Genomic DNA, 20,691 nt, shown 5'->3' on the forward strand with positions numbered 1-20,691 from the left:
CGCGAAAGCGGTACATCAGTCGACATCAGCTTTGACTGACACACCGCTTTCGCGAGCAAGCCCGCTCCCACAGTAGTTTTGCGTGATCTGAAGAGTGGATTACAACCCCACCACATCCTCAGCCTGCAACCCCTTCTGCCCTTCCACCACCGCATATTCAACCTGCTGGCCTTCGGTCAGCGAACGGTGGCCTTCACCGCGAATCGCGCGGTAATGCACGAACACATCCACCCCGTCCTCGCGCTGAATGAAGCCGTAGCCCTTGGCGTCGTTGAACCACTTCACGTTGCCGGTTTCGCGTGTTGCCATTTGTTCATACTCCCTTTTTATTATTGGTCGGGCTTTTCGCAGGAAAGCCTCGGGAACGTCAGCCTGCGCATACCGGTCCCATGAGGGCAACGGCGACAGAGCGCCGAGTATATGACAGACGTTAAAACTCTCAACAGGAGTTTACTTCCACGCTTTTTTGCCGATTTTCGACGAATCCGGCACACTATCGACCGCCCGAGCAAACGCTTGGTTTTTTCCACTCACGCAGAAGCCGTATGACCCGCTCCCCGTTCCGCCGTCTTGTGTTTGGCACCCTGCGCCGACTGTTGTACCTCTGGGTTCGCTCCGAGACGATCAACCAGTCGTCGTTCACCCTTGACCTCGACCGCAGTCGTCCGGTGTTCTACGTCCTGCAAAACCCTTCGCTGACCGACCTTGCCGTGGTCGACACCGAATGCAGCAAGGCCGGTCTGCCGCGTCCGGTGCTGCCGGTTTCGGTGGGCAATCTGCTGGAACCTGCCGCGTTCTTCTACCTGACGCCGGACCCGGACTGGCTCGGCCGCCAGGACAAGCGCGGAGCGCCGCCGACACTGACCCGCCTGGTCAGCGCCCTGAGCCAGAACGCCGCCGAAGATGCGCAGATCATTCCGGTCAGCGTGTTCTGGGGGCAGTCGCCGGACAGCGAAAACAGCCCATGGAAGCTCCTGTTCGCCGACAGCTGGGCCGTTACCGGGCGTCTGCGTCGGTTACTGAGCGTCATCGTCCTGGGACGCAAGACCCGCGTGCAGTTCTCCGCGCCGATCCACCTGCGCGAACTGATCGAGCACGACAAGGGTCACGAGCGCACCGTACGCATGGCCCAGCGCATCCTGCGGGTTCACTTTCGCAACCTGAAGGCTGCGGTGATCGGCCCGGACATTTCCCACCGCCGCAACCTGGTCAAAGGCCTGCTGAACCAGCCACAGGTCAAACAAGCGATCCTCGACGAAGCCGAGCGCGAGAACATCTCGCCAGAGAAAGCCAAAGCTCAAGCGTTACGCTACGGCAACGAAATCGCCTCGGACTACACCTACACTGCGATCCGTTTTATGGAAGTGGTGCTGAGCTGGTTCTGGAACAAGATCTACGACGGCATCAAGGTCAACCACATCGAAGGCGTGCAGAAGGTCGCCCAGGGTCACGAAGTGATCTACGTGCCGTGCCATCGCAGCCACATCGACTATCTTCTGCTGTCCTATCTATTGTTCCGCAACGGCCTGACCCCGCCGCACATTGCCGCGGGCATCAACCTGAACATGCCGGTGATCGGCGGCCTGCTGCGTCGCGGCGGTGCGTTCTTCATGCGCCGCACGTTCAAGGGCAACCCGCTGTACACCTCGGTGTTCAACGAATACCTGCACACCCTGTTCACCAAGGGCTTCCCGGTGGAGTATTTCGTCGAGGGTGGCCGCTCGCGCACCGGGCGCATGCTGCAACCAAAAACCGGAATGCTGGCGATCACCCTGCGCAGCTTCCTGCGTTCGTCGCGCATGCCCATCGTCTTCGTGCCGGTGTACATCGGCTATGAGCGTGTGCTGGAAGGCCGGACCTACCTCGGCGAACTGCGCGGTGCGGCCAAGAAAAAAGAGTCGATCTTCGATATTTTCAAAGTCATTGGCGCACTCAAGCAGCGCTTCGGCCAGGTGGCGGTGAACTTCGGTGAGCCGATCAAACTGGCGGAATTCCTCGACAGCGAACAGCCGGACTGGCGCAAACAGGAACTCGGCCCGCAGTTCAGACCGGCCTGGCTCAACGAAACCACCAACCGCCTCGGCGAGAAAGTCGCACAGCATCTCAACGAAGCGGCGGCGATCAACCCGGTCAACCTGGTGGCGCTGGCGCTGCTGTCGACCACCCGACTGGCGCTGGATGACCGGGCCATGGCGCGTGTGCTGGATCTGTACCTGGCGCTGCTACGCAAGGTCCCCTATTCGCCACACACCACCTTGCCGGAAGGCGATGGCCGGGCGTTGATCGAGCATGTGAAGGACATGGACCTGCTGTCCGAGCAAAGCGATGCCCTGGGCAAGATTCTCTATCTGGACGAACAAAACGCCGTCCTGATGACCTACTACCGCAACAACGTACTGCACATCTTCGCGCTGCCGGCGTTGCTGGCGAGCTTCTTCCAGAGCGCCTCGCGCATGAGTCGCGAACAGATCCTGCGCTATACCCGCGCGTTGTATCCCTACCTGCAAGCGGAGCTGTTCATTCGCTGGTCACTGGACGAACTGGATGCGGTGATCGATCAATGGCTGGAGGCGTTCGTCGAGCAAGGCCTGCTGCGCTTCGAGAACGACGTGTACTTGCGCCCGGCGCCAAGCTCGCGGCATTTCGTGCTGCTGACCTTGCTGTCGAAAAGCATCGCCCAGACCTTGCAGCGCTTCTACATGACCGTATCCCTGCTGCTCAACAGCGGCCAGAACAGCATCAGCGCCGAAGAACTGGAAGACCTGTGCACGGTCATGGCCCAACGCCTGTCGATCCTGCATGGCCTGAACGCCCCGGAATTCTTCGACAAGAGCCTGTTTCGCCACTTCATCCAGACCATGCTCGACCTTGAGGTGCTCAAGCGCGATGAAGCGGGCAAGCTGAGTTATCACGAACTGCTCGGTGAACTGGCTGAAGGCGCGGCCAAGCGGGTGTTGCCGGCGGAGATTCGCTTGTCGATCCGGCAGGTGGCGTTGCATCGCAGTGAAGATGCAGCCGACCTTGTCGAGCGGGTATGACCCATTAATATGTCAGAAGCAAGGACGCTTGCTGACACTTCCCGTCATCAATTCGCTTTCATCTAGCGAACGCCTCCTACATAACGCTCGAATACCCGGGAGATATGCTCAGCGCTCGTCATTTCCGACGAGTCCATTGATAAGGAAATCATCATGCCCCAACATACAATCAATACCTTCCTGCACTTTCCTCCAGACTTTGAACTACCGGAGGCCTGCGAAATAAGCATTCGAGTACAAGACATTACCAACAGGGATGCGCCCAGACTTCACAGCCGGTGGGGGAGCAACCAACTTCCATCGACGCGTCCGCTCAGCTTCCCGGTTATGGTCGATTCTGAGTTGAACAAAATCGGAAGCCGCTTCTCCATCAATGTAAAAATCTCCCATCAAGGGACCGCACTGCTCCTGGATCTGGAGCAGAATTTCTGGTGGGCGGGAGGCGATCACGATACGGACATTCACTTGAGCCCTGTGGGCTACATCGCTGTGGAAAAGTCCTGGATGCCCCGAATTGGTTACCCTGCTGACTCAAAGCTGTTTGTTAAATTGATTGAAATGACTACCGATGACCAGGCTGAGATCACTATTAGTGAGGGTGTAGGCCTGACCGCGCAAATCACCCCCATCTACGTGAAATATGACCCGTCCATGATCAAGCCAGGCCAACTTTACGCACTGACCGGCTCATTCGAGAGCCATGGTCAGCACCGACTGTCGCTGGGTCTTAAACCGGCGAAATTGATACTAATGCCTGAAATTGTTCAGCCCCCGGTTTTCGGTGGCTGAATTCAACGTACAGATCGACGCTTAGCGAAAACGCCGCTTACGTCATCCCACAGGCGCCAGTACTCTACTGGCGCTTTCTACACGGAAATACTTTTGAAAAAATTGACTCTGCTCGCCTCGCTTGCCTTGCTGACAGCCTGCCAAACGCCTTCGCCCGCGCCTGAAATATCACTCGATGGTGAAGTTTTTTACTTGCAACGCATTGCGCTGCCACCCACTGCCACGCTGAGTGTCAGCTTGCAGGATGTATCGGTGGCCGACGCGCCAGCCTTGGTCCTTGACGAACAGAAGGGCCAGATCACAGGACAGGTGCCTCTGCCATTCCATCTGAGTTACGATCCCGCCCAGGTCAAGCCGGGTCATCGCTACTCGGTGAGCGCGCGCATCGAAGTTGACGGCAAGTTGCTGTTCATCACCACCGAACACCACGCCGTACAGCTTGATGGCAGTGATCCACAGCCACTGAAAATCCGCGTCGACGCCGTTCGCTAATTCATTTTTTAACAGGGAAGCTGCCATGTTCCGCCCTAACCTTCGCTTTGCCGGCCTGTGCGCAGGCCTGATGATTTCCGCGAGCGCACTCGCACTGTCTTCAGCGACCTGTCGCAGAAAGACGCCACCGGCGATCTCAAGGACGCCCTGACCCAGGGTGCGCAACTGGCCGTAAAACAACTCGGCACCCCGGGCGGCTTCAGCAACAACCCGGACGTGAAAATCGAACTGCCGGGCAAACTGGGCAAAGTCGCGAGCAAGATGAAACAGTTCGGCATGGGTGATCAGGTCGATGAGCTGGAAGCCAGCATGAACAAGGCGGCGGAAACCGCAGTCACCCAAGCCCAGCCAATCCTCGTCGATGCCGTGAAGAAAATGACCGTGGAAGACGCCAGGGGTATCCTTAGCGGCGGCAACGATTCGGCCACCCAATACCTGAACAAGACCAGTCGCGAACAGATCTGCGCCAAATTCCTGCCCATCGTCAAGCAAGCCACCGACAAGGTTGGCCTGGCCCAGCAGTACAACTCGTTCGCCGGACAAGCGGCGACCATGGGCGTAGTGGATGCGAAAAACGCCAACGTCGAAAACTACGTCACCGAGCAAGCGTTGAATGGCTTGTTCGAGATGATCGGCAAACAGGAAGAAACCATCCGCCAGAACCCGGCGGCTGCGACCAGTTTGGCGAAGAAGATATTTGGGACGTTGTAATTTTTAACTGACGGCAACGCCAGAGCCCCCCCTGAACCTGTGAAGGCCAGCGGCTTTTTTTTGCGTTACATCGCAGTGAAGATGCGGCGGAGTTGGTAACGCCACTATGCCCCTCGAGTATTTGGCAGAAGTAAGAAAGTTCCTCCCAGATCAAACCCACTCTTCGTCCCGGATTGCAGGAATTACCCTACATAAAAATTTTGGTATCGACTCTATGGTTAGCACTCGTCAATACCGACGATTCTTTGAAAAGGAAGTCAATATGAATAGCGAAAAAGAAATTACCGGCAACGTGATTTATCTCGAAAAAGTTGGCCTTCTGCCTGGCTCGACCCTCCATGTCAGCTTAGTGGATGTCACTCAGCCAAATGCTCTAAAAACACTGGCTACAGAGATCTATTCCAATGTGAATCAAAATGGCATGGACTACACATTGAGTTGCGAGCTTGCAAAACTGCAGTACGGGCACACCTACTCCATCAGTGCAAGCATCCTCTATGAAGACCAAGTGGTCTTCACCTCCACGGAACATGCCCCGCTGGATTTGAGCGCGGAGTTTTTGTGGGTCAAAGATGTGGTGGTGAGCATCGTTAGTGTTTCGCCAGGCGCATAACCGGCAGTTTTGCTGAAATTGTCGTTGGCGCCTCCAGGTGCCAACGACACCACGTGTCCAACACGGCCTGAGTTGGACACGCCGGTCATTGGACAATTGATGCGGCGAAAACAGCAATAGCACCTGAAACCTGACATTTTCCTTATAATTGACGGAAAGCATGGCTATTTCCGTTTTATTCACACTACAAACCAATTGCCCAAGAAGATACCGACATCTTCTTGAGTCCCGTGGACTGCATTGCAGTCGAAAAAAACTGGATGCCCGGAATTGGTTAACCCGCCAATTCAAAGTTGTCTGTGACGCTGGCTGAAAAGACTATCGACGAAAACGGCCTGGCAACACCCAACATCCGGACTTGAAGTATCGCTGGATGGTAAAGTTTTTATCTGCAAACTGGCGAATGTCGGCGCCGATCTTTTTTAAACGCCAATGACAAGGATCCGCCTCATGAAAAAACTCTCCCTACTCGGACTTGCTGTCTTGCTAAGCGCCTGTCAATCCATGCAATCTGCTCCGAAGGCCAGCCTCGACGGCGAAGTCTTTTACTTGCAACGCAGCGCCCTGCCCCCCACCGCCATCCTGAGCGTGAGCTTGCAGGACGTGTCCCTGGCCGACGCGCCGGCAGTGGTCATCGACGAACAGAAGTCTCAGGTCAAAGGCCAGGTGCCCCTGCCATTCCATCTGAGTTACGATCCGGCCAGGTCAAACCGGGTCATCGCTACTCCGTCAGCGCGCGCATTGAAGTTGACGGCAAGTTGCTGTTCATCACCACTGAACATCATGCCGTGCAACTCGATGGCAAAGACCCGCAGCTCCTGAAAATCCGCGTCGACGCAGTCCGCTAAATTCATTCTTCGAACAAGGAAGCTCTCATGCTCCGCCCTACCCTTCGCTTTGCCGGCCTGTGCGCAGGCCTGATGATTTCCGCGAGCGCACTCGCGCTGTCCCTCAGCGACCTGTCGCAAAAAGACGCCACCGGCGGTCTCAAGGACGCCCTGACCCAAGGCGCGCAACTGGCCGTAAAACAACTTGGCACCCCAGGCGGGTTCAGCAACAACCCTGACGTAAAAATCGAACTGCCGGGCAAACTGGGCAAGGTCGCCAGCAAAATGAAGCAGTTCGGCATGGGTGATCAGGTCGATGAACTGGAAGCCAGCATGAACAAAGCGGCGGAAACCGCCGTGACCCAGGCCCAGCCGATCCTGGTCGATGCCGTTAAGAAAATGACCGTGGAAGATGCCAAGGGCATCCTCAGCGGCGGCAATGACTCGGCCACCCAATACCTGAACAAGACCAGCCGCGAACAGATCCGCGCCAGGTTCCTGCCCATCGTCAAGCAAGCCACCGACAAGGTTGGCCTGGCCCAGCAGTACAACTCCTTCGCCGGGCAAGCGGCGACCATGGGCGTAGTGGATGCGAAAAACGCCAACGTCGAAAACTACGTCACCGAGCAGGCGCTGAATGGCTTGTTCGAGATGATCGGCAAACAGGAAGAAACCATCCGCCAGAACCCGGCGGCTGCAGCGACCAGTTTGGCGAAGAAAGTGTTTGGCACGCTCTGAGCCGCTACACAAAACCTGTGGGAGCAGTCTTGCTCCCACAAAGGTTCAGGCCGCTGATACGGGTCTTAGAAAGAACACCCACTCGCGCCCCATCTTGCGTTTCTCGAACAACTTCAACGCGACCAGCCCATTTAGCGTGGCTGATGCCGTGTTGTAAGAGCAACCGAGATTTTCCTTCACATTGACCGCCGTGAACTCCTTGGCCATTCCGCTCCTGGCTACCTGAAACAATGCCCGCTGTTTCTCGGTGAGCTGGTCGAGAAAACCACTTTCACGCAACCAGCAATCAAATTGCTCAGCATCGTCCAGACTTTTCCGATAAGTCCCGGTAAAACTGCCCACAGCCCGCAACACCACCGAACACTGGAAATCGATGAAGTACGTCAGATCCAGCTCATCCGCTTCGGTATTCAAATACGACCGCCCGTACTTCAACGGCGCATTGCGCAACAAAACACTGATGGCGATGTAGCGAAACGCCGAGTAGTCATTTTTGAACATGAACCAGTAAAACAACGCACGCGCTACCCGACCGTTGCCGTCGCGAAAAGGATGCTCGTAACCCAAGACAAAATGCAGCGCGATGGCTTTGATCAATGGATGAAGGTAGTCCGCTTGATGAGGGTTGTTGTGGGGTTGATTGATCCACTTCGCCAGCCCCTGCAAACGTGACACGAGCCCTGTTGCAGGTGGTGGCGAATGCACGGTGTTGCCCTCGCCATCCTGGACTACGACGTCATCGTTGGTCCTGAATGCTCCAGGCGAGTACTGCGAATCGTCGATACCCTCGACGCCAACTCGATGCATGGCCGCAATCAGCTCAACGCTCAGTGGCTCGTAACGCTGCTCCCAGGCGAAGTTCATCATCTTGAAGTTACCGATGACCATTCGTTCATCCGGTGTGCGCGGCGAACGATGGCGCTTGAGCATGTCCTTGGCCACCCGCGTCGTGGTGGCCGCACCTTCAAGCTGGCTGCTGCTGATGGCCTCGTCTTCGATCAGATCATTGAGCAAATAGCTGAAATGAGCGCGCTCGCCAATCTGGCCGGTCATGTATTCCAGCACTGCGGTTGTCGCCTGACGATCCACTACGGAAATGGCTTTTTGCGCCTGCGGCGTCAGCATGAACTTCAGCCAGCAGGCCGGTTCACCCAAAGGCAAAAGGCTCGAATACTGTGCAGTCCGCGCTTTCTTGACCAAGGCCCAGCACAGGTTCGAATCCAGCCCGGGCGCCCAGCGGTAGCGCAATGAATCGAACGGCAGGTAACGCCCCTGATCGTCCAGGGGCTTGAGCAAGGCGAGGTACTCCGAAAGGCGTTCCTTGTGGGGCGATCGCAACAGCCGATCAAACACCGGATCGGACCGGCCTCTCAATGTGGGTGGATTTTTCATGGCGCTGTCTCAAACATGCGTGAAACTTGGCTCTGAGTACAACACCTGAGCTTTTTAGCCTCAATATCAGACGGGGCCGAGATCAATGTAGGAACAATGAAGGCCCGCTGGTTGGTACAGGTTCAGCGGGCTTTTTCCTTTGACTATTGCTGCGGATCCAGCTGATCGAGGACGCGATTCACTGATAGCTGCGCCAGGACGATCATCTGCTGAATGCCGAGTGCCAGATTGCAGGTGGGGCCGGTCAGGATGGACGACAGTTCGGTCGCCATCACGTTGGCTGAGGCGAGGGTTTCGTAGGCGTGGACCAGCAGGGTTTCGGAATCGACGTCTGGGCGGATGGTGAAAATTGGGCAGGGGCGACTTGAAGCGCCGATATGTTCTGCGGTTTCTGAAGCCGGGGGGTTTGGGCTGGGTTTGATCATTGTGAAGCTCCTAACGAAAGTTGGAGCAGCCAGCATCACTTGCAGATGATGGGTGGCAGCTGTGTGCAGGTCTGCAAGACCGAGTCGTTAGGCAACCTCGGCAGATCCGAAGATCTCCCGCACACAGCCACCATAAATCGGTGGTCGCTAAAAAAGCGCCACGATTATAGGTGCGCCAGTGGGCGCCTAACAAACTATTGGCGGGCTTGCAGTCCCGGTCGCTGAATTGACAGCGACGAGCAAAGGCTAGAGATCGGGCTTCCGACGAGCAAGCTGAAAGTCTTGTGGGAATGGTCTGAATGAATGGCTTGGGCGATAAACAGCGTTGACTGTAAGTCCGTCATCGCGAACAGGCTGGCTCCTACAGTTGGGCTGGGTGACATCTGCAAGGAATGGGTTGGCTGGTAGGCCGCCTTCGCGAGCAAGCCCGCTCCCACAATTGGGCTGGGTACATCTGTGAGGAATTGGTTGGCTGGCGGGCCGTCTTCGCGAGCAAGCCCGCTCCCACAGTTGGGCTGGGTACATCTGTGAGGAATAGGTTGGCTGGCAGGCCGCCTTCGCGAGCAAGCCCGCTCCCACAGTTGGGCCGGGTACATCTGTGAGGAATTGGTTGGCTGGCGGGCCGTCTTCGCGAGCAAGCCCGCTCCCACAATTGGGCTGGGTACATCTGTGAGGAATTGGTTGGCTGGCGGGCCGTCATCGCGAGCAAGCTCGCTCCTACAGTTGGGCTGGGGACATCTTCAAGGAATTGGTTGGCTGGCAGGCCGCCTTCGCGAGCAAGCCCGCTCCCACAATTTGGTCTGCGCACGGACCAGACAACTAGGCCGGCCGGTAGGCCGCCTCGGTTGCTTTTGATCTGCCCGCCCCCTCGGGAGGCTGAGTGGAGGTGTTCATCCGGGGATTGGCGCGCAGCGCCGTTCGACGCAGTCGAACTCATTGCATGTAGGTCGAAGCGAAGCCGACCGGAGGGCAATGCCCCCGGATGAATACCGGAGCGAAGGAACCCCGAGCCTAAGCGAGGGGCCGTACGTAAGGGGCGAGACCTTTTGGTTCCTTTTGGGGCGTTTGCCAAAAGGGACTCGCCGTAAGGGCGAAACCGCCAGTGGCCGTTACCGAAGAAATGGATATGTACCCGGTCAAACGGACTCCTTCCTGACCCGAAACCAGGCCGCATACAACGCCGGCAAAAACAGCAGCGTCAACGCCGTAGCAACAATCAACCCCCCCATGATCGCCACCGCCATCGGCCCGAAAAACACACTGCGCGACAGAGGAATCATCGCCAACACCGCCGCCAGCGCCGTCAGCACGATCGGCCGGAACCGCCGCACCGTCGCCTCGATGATCGCCTGCCAAGGCTTGAGCCCCGCCGCAATATCCTGCTCGATCTGATCCACCAGAATCACCGAGTTACGCATGATCATCCCGGACAAGGCGATAGTCCCCAACATGGCCACGAAACCAAAGGGCTGGCGGAACACCAACAGAAACAGCGTCACCCCGATCAACCCCAGCGGCGCCGTCAGGAACACCATCGCCGTGCGCGAAAAACTTCGCAGCTGCAGCATCAGCAAGGTCAACACCACCACGATGAACAACGGCACACCGGCCTTCACCGAGTTCTGTCCGCGCGCCGAGTCTTCCACCGTGCCGCCGACATCCAACAAGTACCCGTCGGGCAGTTCAGCGCGAATCGGATCGAGGGTCGGCATGATCTGCTGCACCAGCGTCGCCGGTTGCTCCTTGCCATAGATGTCGGCGCGAACCGTCACGTTGGGCAGGCGGTTGCGGTGCCAGATGATGCCCTCCTCGAAGCCGTATTCCAGGGTCGCGATCTGCGACAGCGCGACGCTGCGACCGTTATCGGTCGGCACCGCCAGGCTCGGCAGCAATGACAACTCGGTGCGCTCATGCACGGTGCCGCGCAACAGGATCTCGATCAACTCGTTGTCTTCACGGTACTGGCTGACACTGGAACCGGTCAGGGAGCTTTGCAGGAACCTCGACAGGTTGGCCGTGCTCACGCCCAGCGCCCGCGCACGGTCCTGATCGATGTTCAGGTACACCACCTTGCTCGGTTCTTCCCAATCCAGGTGGACGTTGACCACATGCGGGTTCTCGCGAACCTTGGCCGCGACCTTGCGCGCCAGCGCCCGCACCTCCTCGATGTGCTCCCCGGTCACGCGGAACTGCACCGGATAGCCAACCGGCGGACCGTTTTCCAGGCGCGTGACCCGCGAACGCAGAGCGGGAAATTGCTCGTTAAGGGTTGAGATCAACCAGGTGCGCAGGGCTTCCCGTTCTTCGATGGTTTTTGCCAGGACGACAAACTGGGCGAAGCTCGCAGCCGGCAGTTGCTGATCCAGCGGCAGGTAGAATCGTGGCGAACCGGTGCCGACGTAGGCCACGTAATTGTCGATCCCGGCCTTGTCCTTGAGCAGCGCTTCAAGGCGTTTGACCTCGTCGGCGGTATTGCTCAGCGAAGCGCCTTCGGCCAGTTTCAGATCGACCATCAACTCCAGGCGCCCCGATGCCGGGAAGAACTGCTGCGGCACAAACTTGAACAGCACGATGGAAGCGATGAACAACAGCACGGTCGCCAGGATCACGGTTTTGCGCCAGCGCACGCACCATTCCACCAGACGCCGGACGCGCTGATAAAACGGCGTGGCATAGGGATCGGGCTGGCCGGCACCGTGTTTGGCGGCATGAATCTTCGCCAGGTCCGGCAGGAGTTTTTCCCCGAGGTACGGCACGAAGACCACCGCGGCCACCCACGACGCCAACAGCGCGATGGTGACCACCTCGAAGATCGAGCGGGTGTATTCGCCAGTGCCCGATTGCGCCGTGGCAATCGGCAGGAAGCCGGCCGCGGTGATCAGCGTACCGGTGAGCATCGGGAACGCGGTACTGGTCCAGGCATAACTCGCCGCTTTGACCCGGTCGAAGCCCTGCTCCATTTTGATCGCCATCATTTCCACGGCAATGATCGCGTCGTCCACCAGCAAACCCAGGGCCAGTACCAGCGCGCCGAGGGAGATCTTGTGCAGGCCGATGCCCAGGTAATACATGCACGCGAACGTCATCGCCAGCACCAGCGGAATCGCCAGCGCCACCACCATGCCAGTGCGCACGCCAAGGGAGAAGAAGCTCACCAGCAACACAATGGCCAGCGCCTCGACCAACACTTGCACGAACTCACCAACACCGGTTTTCACCGCCGCCGGTTGGTCGGAGACTTTGCGCAACTCCATGCCGGCCGGGAGGTTTTTCTGTATGCGGGCGAACTCGATTTCCAGCGCCTTGCCCAGTACCAGGATGTCACCGCCGTTCTTCATTGCCACCGCCAGGCCGATGGCGTCTTGCGCCATGAAGCGCATGCGCGGCGCCGGTGGATCGTTGAAACCACGGCGCACGTCAGCCACGTCGGAGATGCGGAAGGTGCGATCACCGACCCGGATCGGGAAGTTCTTGATCTCGTCGACCGTTTGAAAATTCCCCGTCACCCGTAGCTGCAAGCGCTCGCTGCTGGTTTCGAAGAAACCTGCCGTCGACACCGCGTTCTGTTCTTCAAGGGCTTGCTGGACGACCGCCAGCGGCAAGCCGAGGGTGGCGAGCTTGACGTTGGAGAGTTCGATCCAGATTTTCTCGTCCTGCAACCCCAGCAGCTCGACCTTGCCCACATCCTTGACCCGTTGCAGCTGGATCTGGATGCGGTCGGCGTAATCCTTGAGCACGGCGTAGTCGAAGCCCTCGCCGCTCAGGGCGTAAATATTGCCGAAAGTGGTGCCGAATTCATCGTTGAAAAACGGTCCCTGAATCCCCGGCGGCAGGGTATGACGGATGTCGTTGATCTTCTTGCGCACCTGATACCAGAGCTCCGGGATCTCCACCGAGTGCATGGAGTCGCGCGCAATGAAGGTCACCTGGGATTCGCCGGGGCGGGAGAACGACACGATGCGTTCGTATTCGCCGGTTTCCATCAGTTTCTTTTCGATGCGTTCGGTGACCTGGCGCGAGACTTCCTCGGCGGTCGCCCCCGGCCAGTTGGTGCGAATCACCATGGCCTTGAAGGTGAACGGCGGGTCCTCACTCTGGCCGAGCTTGGTGTAGGAAAGTGCGCCGACGATGGCCAGCAACAGCATCAGGAACAGGACGATCTGGCGATTACGCAGCGCCCATTCGGAAACGTTGAAGCGCATCGGGGCTTACTCCTTGTCCGCCAGATTGACCACGCGATTGGAGCGATCCACCGGGCGCACCTGCTGCCCTTCGAGAAGCACATGAACACCGGCGGCCACCACCCAGTCGCTGGCGCTGAGCCCTTCAAGCACCGGTACGGTTTTCTCGCCGAAGGCACCGACCCGCACCGGGGTCCTTTGCAAGGTGTTATTGGCGCGGACGACCCAGACATAGGTCACGCCGTTTTCCGCCGTCAGCGCAGACAGCGGAACGGACAGTGGAACCACGTCGGCGGCCTGCACGAACACTCGGGCGCTCTGGCCCAGTTCGACAGGCACAGTGCCGGTCTTGAAGGCGATACGCGCCGCGAAGGTACGCGACTTGGGATCGGCTGACGGCGACAATTCACGGATGCGCCCGGCGAGACGCTGGTCGGGCTGGGTCCAGAGTTCCACCGACACCGGTTCACCGACCTTGAAGCGGCCGAAGTTCTGCTCCGGCAGGCTGATCAAGACCTCACGCTCGCCATCGGTTGCCAGTGTGAACACCGTTTGCCCGGCTGCCACGACTTGCCCGACTTCCACCAGGCGCTTGGCCACGACGCCGTCCTGCGGCGCACGCAACACGGCGTAGCTGGCCTGGTTATTGGAAACGTTGAATTCGGCTTTGATTTGCTTGAGGCGCGCTTCACCGGAACGGTAGAGGTTTTCGGCGTTGTCGTATTGCGAACGACTGACCAGTTGGCGCTCCATCAGGGTCTTGTAGCGATCACGCTCGGATCGCACCAGGTTCAGATTGGCTTCGGCGGCTGCGACCTGGGCGCGAGTGGCCTCCAGTTGCAGGCGCACGTCCTGGGGATCGAGCTCCGCCAAGGGTTGATCGGCCTTGACCCGCTGCCCCTCCTCGACCAGTCGTCGGCTGACTTTGCCGCCGATGCGGAACGCCAGATCCGGTTCATACCGCGCGCGAACTTCACCGGGATAGCTTTCCATGGCCTGCGCCGAAGGCTCTGGCTGGACCACCATGGCCGGACGCACGCTGACTTGCGGCGCTTCTTCATGACCACACGCAGACAATAAAAAAGCCAGGGTGACTGGCAACGCGAGGGACAAGGCATAGCGGAACATGGTGAAGGACCTTTCGCTAATGGTGCTTTGAATAATTATACTGAGCAGTATGTTATTAATAGCAAACTCACCAGTCCAGTAATAAAAACGAATATGCCAAACAATCTTTCAGCACCCAATGGCCCAGGCAGACCCAAGGACCTGGTCAAGCGCCAGGCAATTCTCGATGCAGCGAAAGTGCTGTTTCTGAGTAAGGGTTATGCCAATACCAGCATGGATGCCGTCGCGGCCGAGGCCGGCGTGTCGAAGCTGACGGTCTATAGCCACTTCAACGACAAGGAGACGCTGTTCTCCTCCGCCGTGATGGCCAAGTGCGAGGAACAGTTGCCACCGCTGTTCTTCGAACTGCCGGAAGGCGTGGCCGTGGAAACCGTGCTGCTGAACATCGCGCGCGGTTTTCATCAACTGATCAACAGTGATGAATCAGTGAACCTGCACCGGCTGATGATGACCCTGGGCAGCCAGGACCCGAAACTCGCGCAAATTTTCTTTGAGGCCGGCCCAGAGCGCATGCTGCATGGCATGGAGCGCCTGCTGAGCAAGATCGATGAAAGTGGTGTGCTGCGCATCGACAAGCCGCACAACGCGGCCGAGCACTTCTTCTGCCTGCTCAAGGGCGCCGGGAATTTCCGTTTGCTGTATGGCTGCGGCGAGCCACCGGTTGGCGAAGAGGCGGAGAGCCATGTGCGGGAGGTGGTGGGGTTGTTTATGCGGGCTTATCGGCCTGATTGAGGCAGATGAACTTGCAGCGTTTATACTGACGCTTTCGCGAGCAAGCCCGCTCCCACAGGTGACCTGGTTCCGTCAGACAGTACGCGGTCGAATGTGGGAGCGGGCTTGCTCGCGAAAGCAGGCGCTGCGGTCTTAAGGCTTGAGCGCCTTCTTCGGATAGATGTCATACCGACTGGACTTGCCATCCAGCGCATGACTCGGCTTCGGCCCTTCAATGCAAGGCGCCTTGCGCGGGCGCTTGACCACCACCCTGTGGCTGGCCAGGGCCAGCGCGGCTTCGAGCAATGCCGGCGCATCCGGATCATCGCCCACCAGCGGCCGGAACAGGCGCATTTCCTTCTTCACCAGCGCGGTTTTCTCGCGGTGCGGGAACATCGGGTCGAGGTAGATCACCTGGGGCGGTTCGCCCTCCCAGTTGCGCATGACCTCGATCGAATTGCCCTTGAGCAAGCGCATGCGCGCCACGATCGGGGCCACGTCGAAATCTTCCGCGCCACGGGCCAGGCCGTCTTCCAGCAAGGCACCGATCAGCGGCTGACGCTCGATCAGGCTCATCTCGCAACCGAGGCTGGCCAGCACGAACGCATCCTTGCCCAGCCCCGCCGTGGCATCCAGCACCCGTGGGCGCACGCCTTGGGCGACGCCAACAGCCTTGGCGATCATCTGCCCGCTGCCGCCGCCGTACAGTCGGCGATGGGCCGCACCACCCTCGACGAAGTCCACCCGCACCGGCCCCGGCGCATCCGGCCCCAGCTGTTGCAGCTGCAAGCCCATGTCACCCACCTGCAAGGCAAATTCGCCGTCCGCTACTTGCATTGGCAAGCCCAGGCGCTCGGCCCATTGCTCGGCTTGTGGCTCGAAAGCCGCGTCGAGGGCCTGAACATGGATGCGGCAGGCCGCAGGTTGATCAATCATCGGAAAACACGCTCAAAAAATTAATGATCGGCAAAAACTGCCGATAACAAAACTATCGAGCATTTTGCCAGAGCTGAGCGTCTACCGAGAGAAATGTCAGACATTCAACCCACAATCACAGGTTTTATCTCGCCCTACGGCGACTACAACCTGCGAAACACCCAGGCACTGAGCGGCGTCAGCCACATCTGGCAGGATTTCTTTGCCCGAGCGCTGGCCGAACAGTCGGGTGAAGTGCTACCTGAGTCTCTGAATTTTCCACCGGTCGATCTCGAAAGCCCAGTCGAACCCACGGTCGGCAGCGACCTGCTGGCCCACATCGTGTCCCAGCGTGAATGCGACGTGAAGGACAACATAATCCGCCCGCCCGAGCCGCTGTTCCTGCCGATTGCCGAATTCGAAATGGACCTGGCGGACAAGCCGTTCCCACCGTTCCCGGCGGACGAAATCGTCGCCCAGCAAAAACAGCAGGACTTCGAAAGCGGCTGGGTTCGCCCGATCGTATTGAACGCCGGTCAACCGCTGCCAGAAGCTGGCCCTGCCCTGCAACCGCGTCCGCTGCACCTGCCCATCGCCGAGTTCGAACTCGAGCTGCTCGACAAGCCGTTCCCGCCGTTCTCGCCAGAAGAACGGGTGGAGCAGCAGAAACAACTCGATTTCGACAATGGCTGGGCGCGCCCGATCATCCTGCAGAACCTGCGCATCGCCGCCTGATCCTCAGCCGCGCCCTCTTCCCTCAACCTTTGAAAAACTGATTCGCCTTCTGATACGGCATCGACCGGGACGTGAAACCGAACGTGCCTGAGGTCTGGATTTCTTCGGCGGCGCGGAAGAATTCGCCATAGGCCGCCAAGGCCAGCGCCGAACCGACGCTGATACGTTTGACGCCCATTTCACCCAACTGCGCGACCGTCAGCTTCAAGCCGCCCGACATCAACACATTCACCGGTTTTGGTGCCACGGCGCGCACCACCGCCAGCACATCCTCGGCACTGCGCAAGCCCGGTGCGTAGAGCACATCGGCACCGGCCTCGGCGAATGCCTGCAAACGGCGGATGGTGTCGGCCAGATCGGGATTGCCGTGCAGAAAGTTTTCCGCCCGGGCAGTCAACGTAAAGTGGAACGGCAGACTGCGAGCGGCAGCCACAGCAGCTTCGATGCGCGCCACGGCGTGTTCAAAACAGTAGATCGGGCCTTCTTCGCGGCCGGTGGCATCTTCGATCGAACCGCCGACCGCTCCGACCTCTGCCGCGCGCAAGATACTTTTGGCGCAATCAGCCGGGTTGTCGGCAAAACCGTTTTCCAGGTCGACGGCAACCGGCAGGTCGGTGGCGGCGACAATCGCCTGAACGTTCATCAGGGTATCGTCGAGGGTCAATCCGCCATCGGCACGCCCCTGGGAAAAGGCATAACCGGCACTGGTAGTCGCCAGCGCCTCGAAGCCGAGGCTGGCAAGCATTTTTGCCGAACCGGCATCCCACGGATTGGGAATCACAAATGCCCCGAGGCGTTCGTGAAGGGCTTTGAACGCCTGGGCTCGAAGGGTTTGCGCATCCATTGGGCAGGCTCCTGAAGAGGGGAAAGAATCCGCCTCAGAGCAGGCCAAGTTGCTCGGCGACGGGTTCTCTGTATAGCTCAGGCAGCGCTGGCAAGCCAGGCAAACGCAGCATCAGCCGGGCGTGAAAACGCTGCGCCAGTTTCGCGGCCAGCAGGTTGTCGGCCGTGTGCAGGAAGATGTACGGCGTACGACCTTCTTCGATCCATAACGCGATTTTCTCGACCCATGGTTCCAGGAACGTATCGTTGGCCTCAAGCGTCGGATGGCCGATAAAACGCACCTGCGGAAATTGCGTGAATGCCGCCGGCCGCGGTGGCACACGGGGTTTCTTCGACTGGGCGTGGAGCACCGAAGGCTCGGTCGAGGTGCAACTGAACAGCGCACGGGGATCGAGACAGATGCGTTCGACACCGCGATCCAGCAACAGCCGGTTGAGCATTCGTTCGCTGTCACCCTTGGCGAAAAACTCGTCATGCCGCACTTCAACGGCCAGTGGTCGCTGCAGGGCATCGATAAACCCGGCCAGCTCAGGCAAACGTTGGGGCGTGAAGCTTTTCGACAACTGCAACCACAACGGCGACACCCGTTCACCCAGAGGGCCGAGCAATTGCAGAAAGGTTTCGGCGGCGGTCAGTTGCTCGCGCAGATCGCCACCGTGGCTGATCTCACCGGGAAACTTGGCAGTGAAACGAAAATGTTCGGGCATGGTTTCGGCCCAACGCTGCACGGTGCTGGCAGCCGGGCTCGCGTAGAAGGTCGTGTTGCCTTCCACGGCATTGAAAACCTGGCAATAGAGATCAAGAAAGTCGGCGGATTTGGCGTCCGGCGGATACAGGTAGTCGCGCCAGGCGTTTTCGCTCCAGGATGGGCAACCGAGGTAATACGGCAGCACCATCAGATGTACAGGTCGAGACCCAGCACATCCGCTTCCCAATCGACGAAACCGGCGGTGCTCAGGTAGCTGGCCAGGGCTGTCGCTACGCTTTTGCTCATGGCACGGTGGTAAATCATGTCTTGCTGACGGGCGGGAAGATTGCTCAGTTTTTGCGCAGAGGCTTTAGCGGCGCGGGCAGCCAATTGCTCTTCAGTCGGGAATTCCAGCTCGCCTTCGATATCAATGGCGTCGTCTTCCACCACGCGGCCTTTGCGGGGTTTGCGCTTGATGGGGTAGGACTGAGAGGAAACGCCGTCTATACGCATAAGTGCATACTCGGAATCAGTGATGGCAGTTTAGTGGCGCAAAATCCACTTCGCAAACCGCCGAGTGATAACTAGAACACATAAAAGGCAAAAGGTTTAAAAGCTGGGGTTAGAAAATGACGATTGGCAGAACTGGTGCAGAACACTAACCCTGTGGGAGCGGGCTTGCTCGCGAAGACGGTGTGCCAGGCAACAGAAATGTTGAATGTTATACCGCCTTCGCGAGCAAGCCCGCTCCCACAGGTACTGCGTGAATCAACGCGCCTTGGGCGTCGCCACTTTATCGCGCAGATACACCGGCTGCGCCTCATCGGCCACGATCGCCTCGCCGCGCGCCCAGGCAAATCGCGCCAGTGTCAGCAAGTCTTGCGCGTGGGGCAACATGCCCGCGTCCTGCCCGCTCAGGCTGACGGCGATACGCTCGCCATAGCCCCAACCGGTGCCTGCGCCGAACCATTCGCCGCCGACATCGGCCGGCAATGCAGCGGACTCCGGCGGCAGTACCGCTTCCGCCCCCACCAGGCGCATCTCCCCGGCCGTTTCGCGGTAGCAACCCCAATACACTTCATCCATACGCGCATCGATGGCGGCGGCGACCTGAGTGGCGCCGTGTTCGCGCAGCGCACGTTGCGCCAGCACGGCCAGGTTCGACACCGGCAGCACCGGGCGATCCAGGGCAAACGCCAGGCCTTGCACCACGCCGATGGCGATGCGCACACCGGTGAAGGCGCCCGGGCCACGGCCGAAGGCAATGGCATCGACCGCTTGCAGCGTGGTGCCCGCATCGGCCAGCAATTGCTTGATCATCGGCAACAGCTTCTGCGCGTGCAGGCGCGGGATCACCTCGTAATGGCTCGTGACCTTGCCGTCATGCAGCAAGGCAACGGAGCAAGCTTCAGTCGCGGTGTCCAGGGCCAGCAAGGTGCTCATCGATGTATCCACAAGAGAGATCAGAAAAAAGTGCGTCAGTATAAACAACTACGGCCCGCAAGCGGGCCGTGGATGATGCAGCGGGTCAGACTTTTCAGCTCAGGGCTGCAAGCACCTTGGCGGTGATCGCTTCAACCGAGCCAACGCCTTCGATGTGGCTGTACTTCGGCTTGCCATTGGCAGCCGACAGCTTCTGGTAGAAGTCCACCAGCGGCTTGGTCTGGGAGTGGTAGACCGACAGGCGATGACGCACGGTTTCTTCGGTGTCGTCCTTGCGCTGTACCAGCTCTTCACCGGTGACGTCGTCAATACCAGCCACTTTCGGCGGGTTGTAGACGATGTGGTACACGCGGCCGCTGGCCTCGTGAACACGGCGACCGGCGATACGCTGGACGATTTCTTCGTCTTCAACGGCGATTTCAACCACGGCATCGAGCTCGACGCCTGCAGTCACCAGGGCTTCAGCCTGGGGAATGGTGCGCGGGAAGCCATCGAACAGGAAACCGTTGGCGCAGTCGGACTGGGCGATGCGGTCCTTGACCAGTGCGATGATCAGGTCATCGGACACCAGGCCACCGGCATCCATGATGCTCTTGGCCTTGATGCCCAGCTCGGTGCCGGCCTTGACCGCTGCACGCAACATGTCGCCGGTGGAGATTTGTGGAATGCCGAATTTTTCGGTGATGAACTGTGCCTGAGTACCTTTACCGGCCCCGGGAGCTCCCAGCAGAATGACGCGCATCGATGTGCTCCTCAATTTTTTATATGGATAACGTCAGATTCGCCTCGTGGGGCCAATCTCAAAAATAGGGTCGTGACCGCCCAAACGGTCAAAGGCTGATCAAGATACACAGCAGGCTGCGCCCACACAAGACGCCAAAAGTCGGAGAAACCGCTGCCTCCTGCGACCATTGCGCACAGTTTCCCAAGTCGCAACCCCGTCATTAACTGTCGCCTGGCAGCACTTTTGCACCCGTCAAACGGCGGCATCCGGCTCACCTGCCGGATGCCTGACCCCATGG

At 58.9% G+C, this 20,691-nt stretch carries 18 protein-coding genes and 2 pseudogenes; 9 read left to right on the forward strand and 11 right to left on the reverse strand.

Going from position 1 to position 20,691, the window contains the following annotated elements:
* Positions 1–99 precede the first annotated feature (99 nt).
* Positions 100–309: a cold shock domain-containing protein gene (locus KGB20_RS05030; RefSeq protein WP_007954750.1), complete on the reverse strand. Its 210-nt coding sequence runs from the start codon at positions 307–309 to the stop codon at positions 100–102.
* A 236-nt stretch (positions 310–545) separates the two neighbouring features.
* Between KGB20_RS05030 and plsB the strand changes: the two genes are divergently transcribed.
* The 7 genes and pseudogenes from plsB to KGB20_RS05065 all read left to right on the forward strand — a co-directional run bounded on the left by plsB (position 546) and on the right by KGB20_RS05065 (position 7,208).
* Positions 546–3,038, forward strand: coding sequence for a glycerol-3-phosphate 1-O-acyltransferase PlsB (plsB, locus tag KGB20_RS05035; RefSeq protein ID WP_150812893.1), 2,493 nt, complete (start codon positions 546–548; stop codon positions 3,036–3,038).
* Positions 3,039–3,191: 153 nt separating this feature from the next.
* Positions 3,192–3,827, forward strand: coding sequence for a hypothetical protein (locus tag KGB20_RS05040; protein ID WP_150812892.1), 636 nt, complete (start codon positions 3,192–3,194; stop codon positions 3,825–3,827).
* A 93-nt stretch (positions 3,828–3,920) separates the two neighbouring features.
* Positions 3,921–4,319 carry a YbaY family lipoprotein gene (locus tag KGB20_RS05045; RefSeq protein ID WP_150812891.1) on the forward strand — a complete coding sequence of 133 codons (399 nt, stop codon included), beginning with the start codon at positions 3,921–3,923 and terminating at the stop codon, positions 4,317–4,319.
* Positions 4,320–4,344: 25 nt separating this feature from the next.
* Positions 4,345–5,030 (forward strand): annotated as a pseudogene (locus KGB20_RS05050) (DUF4197 domain-containing protein).
* A gap of 262 nt (positions 5,031–5,292) precedes the next feature.
* Positions 5,293–5,643 carry a YbaY family lipoprotein gene (locus KGB20_RS05055; RefSeq protein ID WP_159389528.1) on the forward strand — a complete coding sequence of 117 codons (351 nt, stop codon included), beginning with the start codon at positions 5,293–5,295 and terminating at the stop codon, positions 5,641–5,643.
* Between the two features lie 450 nt (positions 5,644–6,093).
* A pseudogene (locus tag KGB20_RS05060) lies at positions 6,094–6,491 on the forward strand (YbaY family lipoprotein).
* 27 nt (positions 6,492–6,518) lie between these two features.
* Complete coding sequence (locus KGB20_RS05065) at positions 6,519–7,208, forward strand: DUF4197 domain-containing protein (protein WP_150812889.1); 690 nt, start codon at positions 6,519–6,521, stop codon at positions 7,206–7,208.
* A gap of 45 nt (positions 7,209–7,253) precedes the next feature.
* Here KGB20_RS05065 and KGB20_RS05070 read toward each other — a convergent pair whose 3' ends face one another.
* From KGB20_RS05070 to KGB20_RS05085, 4 genes are all read right to left on the reverse strand, one after another.
* Positions 7,254–8,600 (reverse strand): Fic family protein, encoded by a 1,347-nt coding sequence (locus tag KGB20_RS05070; protein WP_154861819.1) that lies wholly within the window; start codon positions 8,598–8,600, stop codon positions 7,254–7,256.
* Positions 8,601–8,743: 143 nt separating this feature from the next.
* A complete protein-coding gene (locus tag KGB20_RS05075; protein ID WP_154861820.1) occupies positions 8,744–9,025 on the reverse strand; it encodes a DUF6124 family protein in 282 nt (93 codons plus the stop codon).
* 1,136 nt (positions 9,026–10,161) lie between these two features.
* Complete coding sequence (locus KGB20_RS05080; protein WP_057716189.1) at positions 10,162–13,227, reverse strand: efflux RND transporter permease subunit; 3,066 nt, start codon at positions 13,225–13,227, stop codon at positions 10,162–10,164.
* 6 nt (positions 13,228–13,233) lie between these two features.
* Positions 13,234–14,334 (reverse strand): efflux RND transporter periplasmic adaptor subunit, encoded by a 1,101-nt coding sequence (locus tag KGB20_RS05085; protein ID WP_057716190.1) that lies wholly within the window; start codon positions 14,332–14,334, stop codon positions 13,234–13,236.
* A 93-nt stretch (positions 14,335–14,427) separates the two neighbouring features.
* Here KGB20_RS05085 and KGB20_RS05090 point away from each other — a divergent pair, with 93 nt between their 5' ends.
* Positions 14,428–15,066, forward strand: a complete 639-nt coding sequence (locus tag KGB20_RS05090) for a TetR/AcrR family transcriptional regulator (RefSeq protein ID WP_154861822.1) — start codon at positions 14,428–14,430, stop codon at positions 15,064–15,066.
* Between the two features lie 132 nt (positions 15,067–15,198).
* Here the strand turns inward: KGB20_RS05090 and KGB20_RS05095 are convergent, their stop codons facing one another.
* On the reverse strand, positions 15,199–15,981 hold the full coding sequence (locus tag KGB20_RS05095) for a class I SAM-dependent methyltransferase (protein WP_057716192.1): 783 nt from the start codon (positions 15,979–15,981) through the stop codon (positions 15,199–15,201).
* Between the two features lie 93 nt (positions 15,982–16,074).
* On the opposite strand from KGB20_RS05095, the gene KGB20_RS05100 reads away from it, so the two are divergent.
* Complete coding sequence (locus KGB20_RS05100; protein ID WP_154861823.1) at positions 16,075–16,695, forward strand: energy transducer TonB; 621 nt, start codon at positions 16,075–16,077, stop codon at positions 16,693–16,695.
* 22 nt (positions 16,696–16,717) lie between these two features.
* Here KGB20_RS05100 and KGB20_RS05105 read toward each other — a convergent pair whose 3' ends face one another.
* The 5 genes from KGB20_RS05105 to adk all read right to left on the reverse strand — a co-directional run bounded on the left by KGB20_RS05105 (position 16,718) and on the right by adk (position 20,411).
* Entirely contained in the window at positions 16,718–17,539 is an 822-nt protein-coding gene (locus KGB20_RS05105) for an isocitrate lyase/phosphoenolpyruvate mutase family protein (RefSeq protein ID WP_154947629.1), read from the reverse strand.
* Between the two features lie 34 nt (positions 17,540–17,573).
* Positions 17,574–18,434, reverse strand: coding sequence for a DUF72 domain-containing protein (locus tag KGB20_RS05110; RefSeq protein WP_150812881.1), 861 nt, complete (start codon positions 18,432–18,434; stop codon positions 17,574–17,576).
* Positions 18,434–18,739 (reverse strand): hypothetical protein, encoded by a 306-nt coding sequence (locus KGB20_RS05115; protein WP_057716196.1) that lies wholly within the window; start codon positions 18,737–18,739, stop codon positions 18,434–18,436. The genes KGB20_RS05110 and KGB20_RS05115 overlap by 1 nt, the downstream gene beginning before the upstream one ends.
* 255 nt (positions 18,740–18,994) lie before the next feature.
* Positions 18,995–19,669 (reverse strand): tRNA (adenosine(37)-N6)-threonylcarbamoyltransferase complex dimerization subunit type 1 TsaB, encoded by a 675-nt coding sequence (gene tsaB, locus KGB20_RS05120; RefSeq protein ID WP_150812880.1) that lies wholly within the window; start codon positions 19,667–19,669, stop codon positions 18,995–18,997.
* 94 nt (positions 19,670–19,763) lie between these two features.
* A complete protein-coding gene (gene adk, locus KGB20_RS05125; protein WP_057716198.1) occupies positions 19,764–20,411 on the reverse strand; it encodes an adenylate kinase in 648 nt (215 codons plus the stop codon).
* Between the last annotated feature and the right edge of the window lie 280 nt (positions 20,412–20,691).

This window comes from Pseudomonas sp. BF-R-30 (assembly GCF_019956175.1).
Classification (GTDB): Bacteria; Pseudomonadota; Gammaproteobacteria; order Pseudomonadales; family Pseudomonadaceae; genus Aquipseudomonas; species Aquipseudomonas jessenii.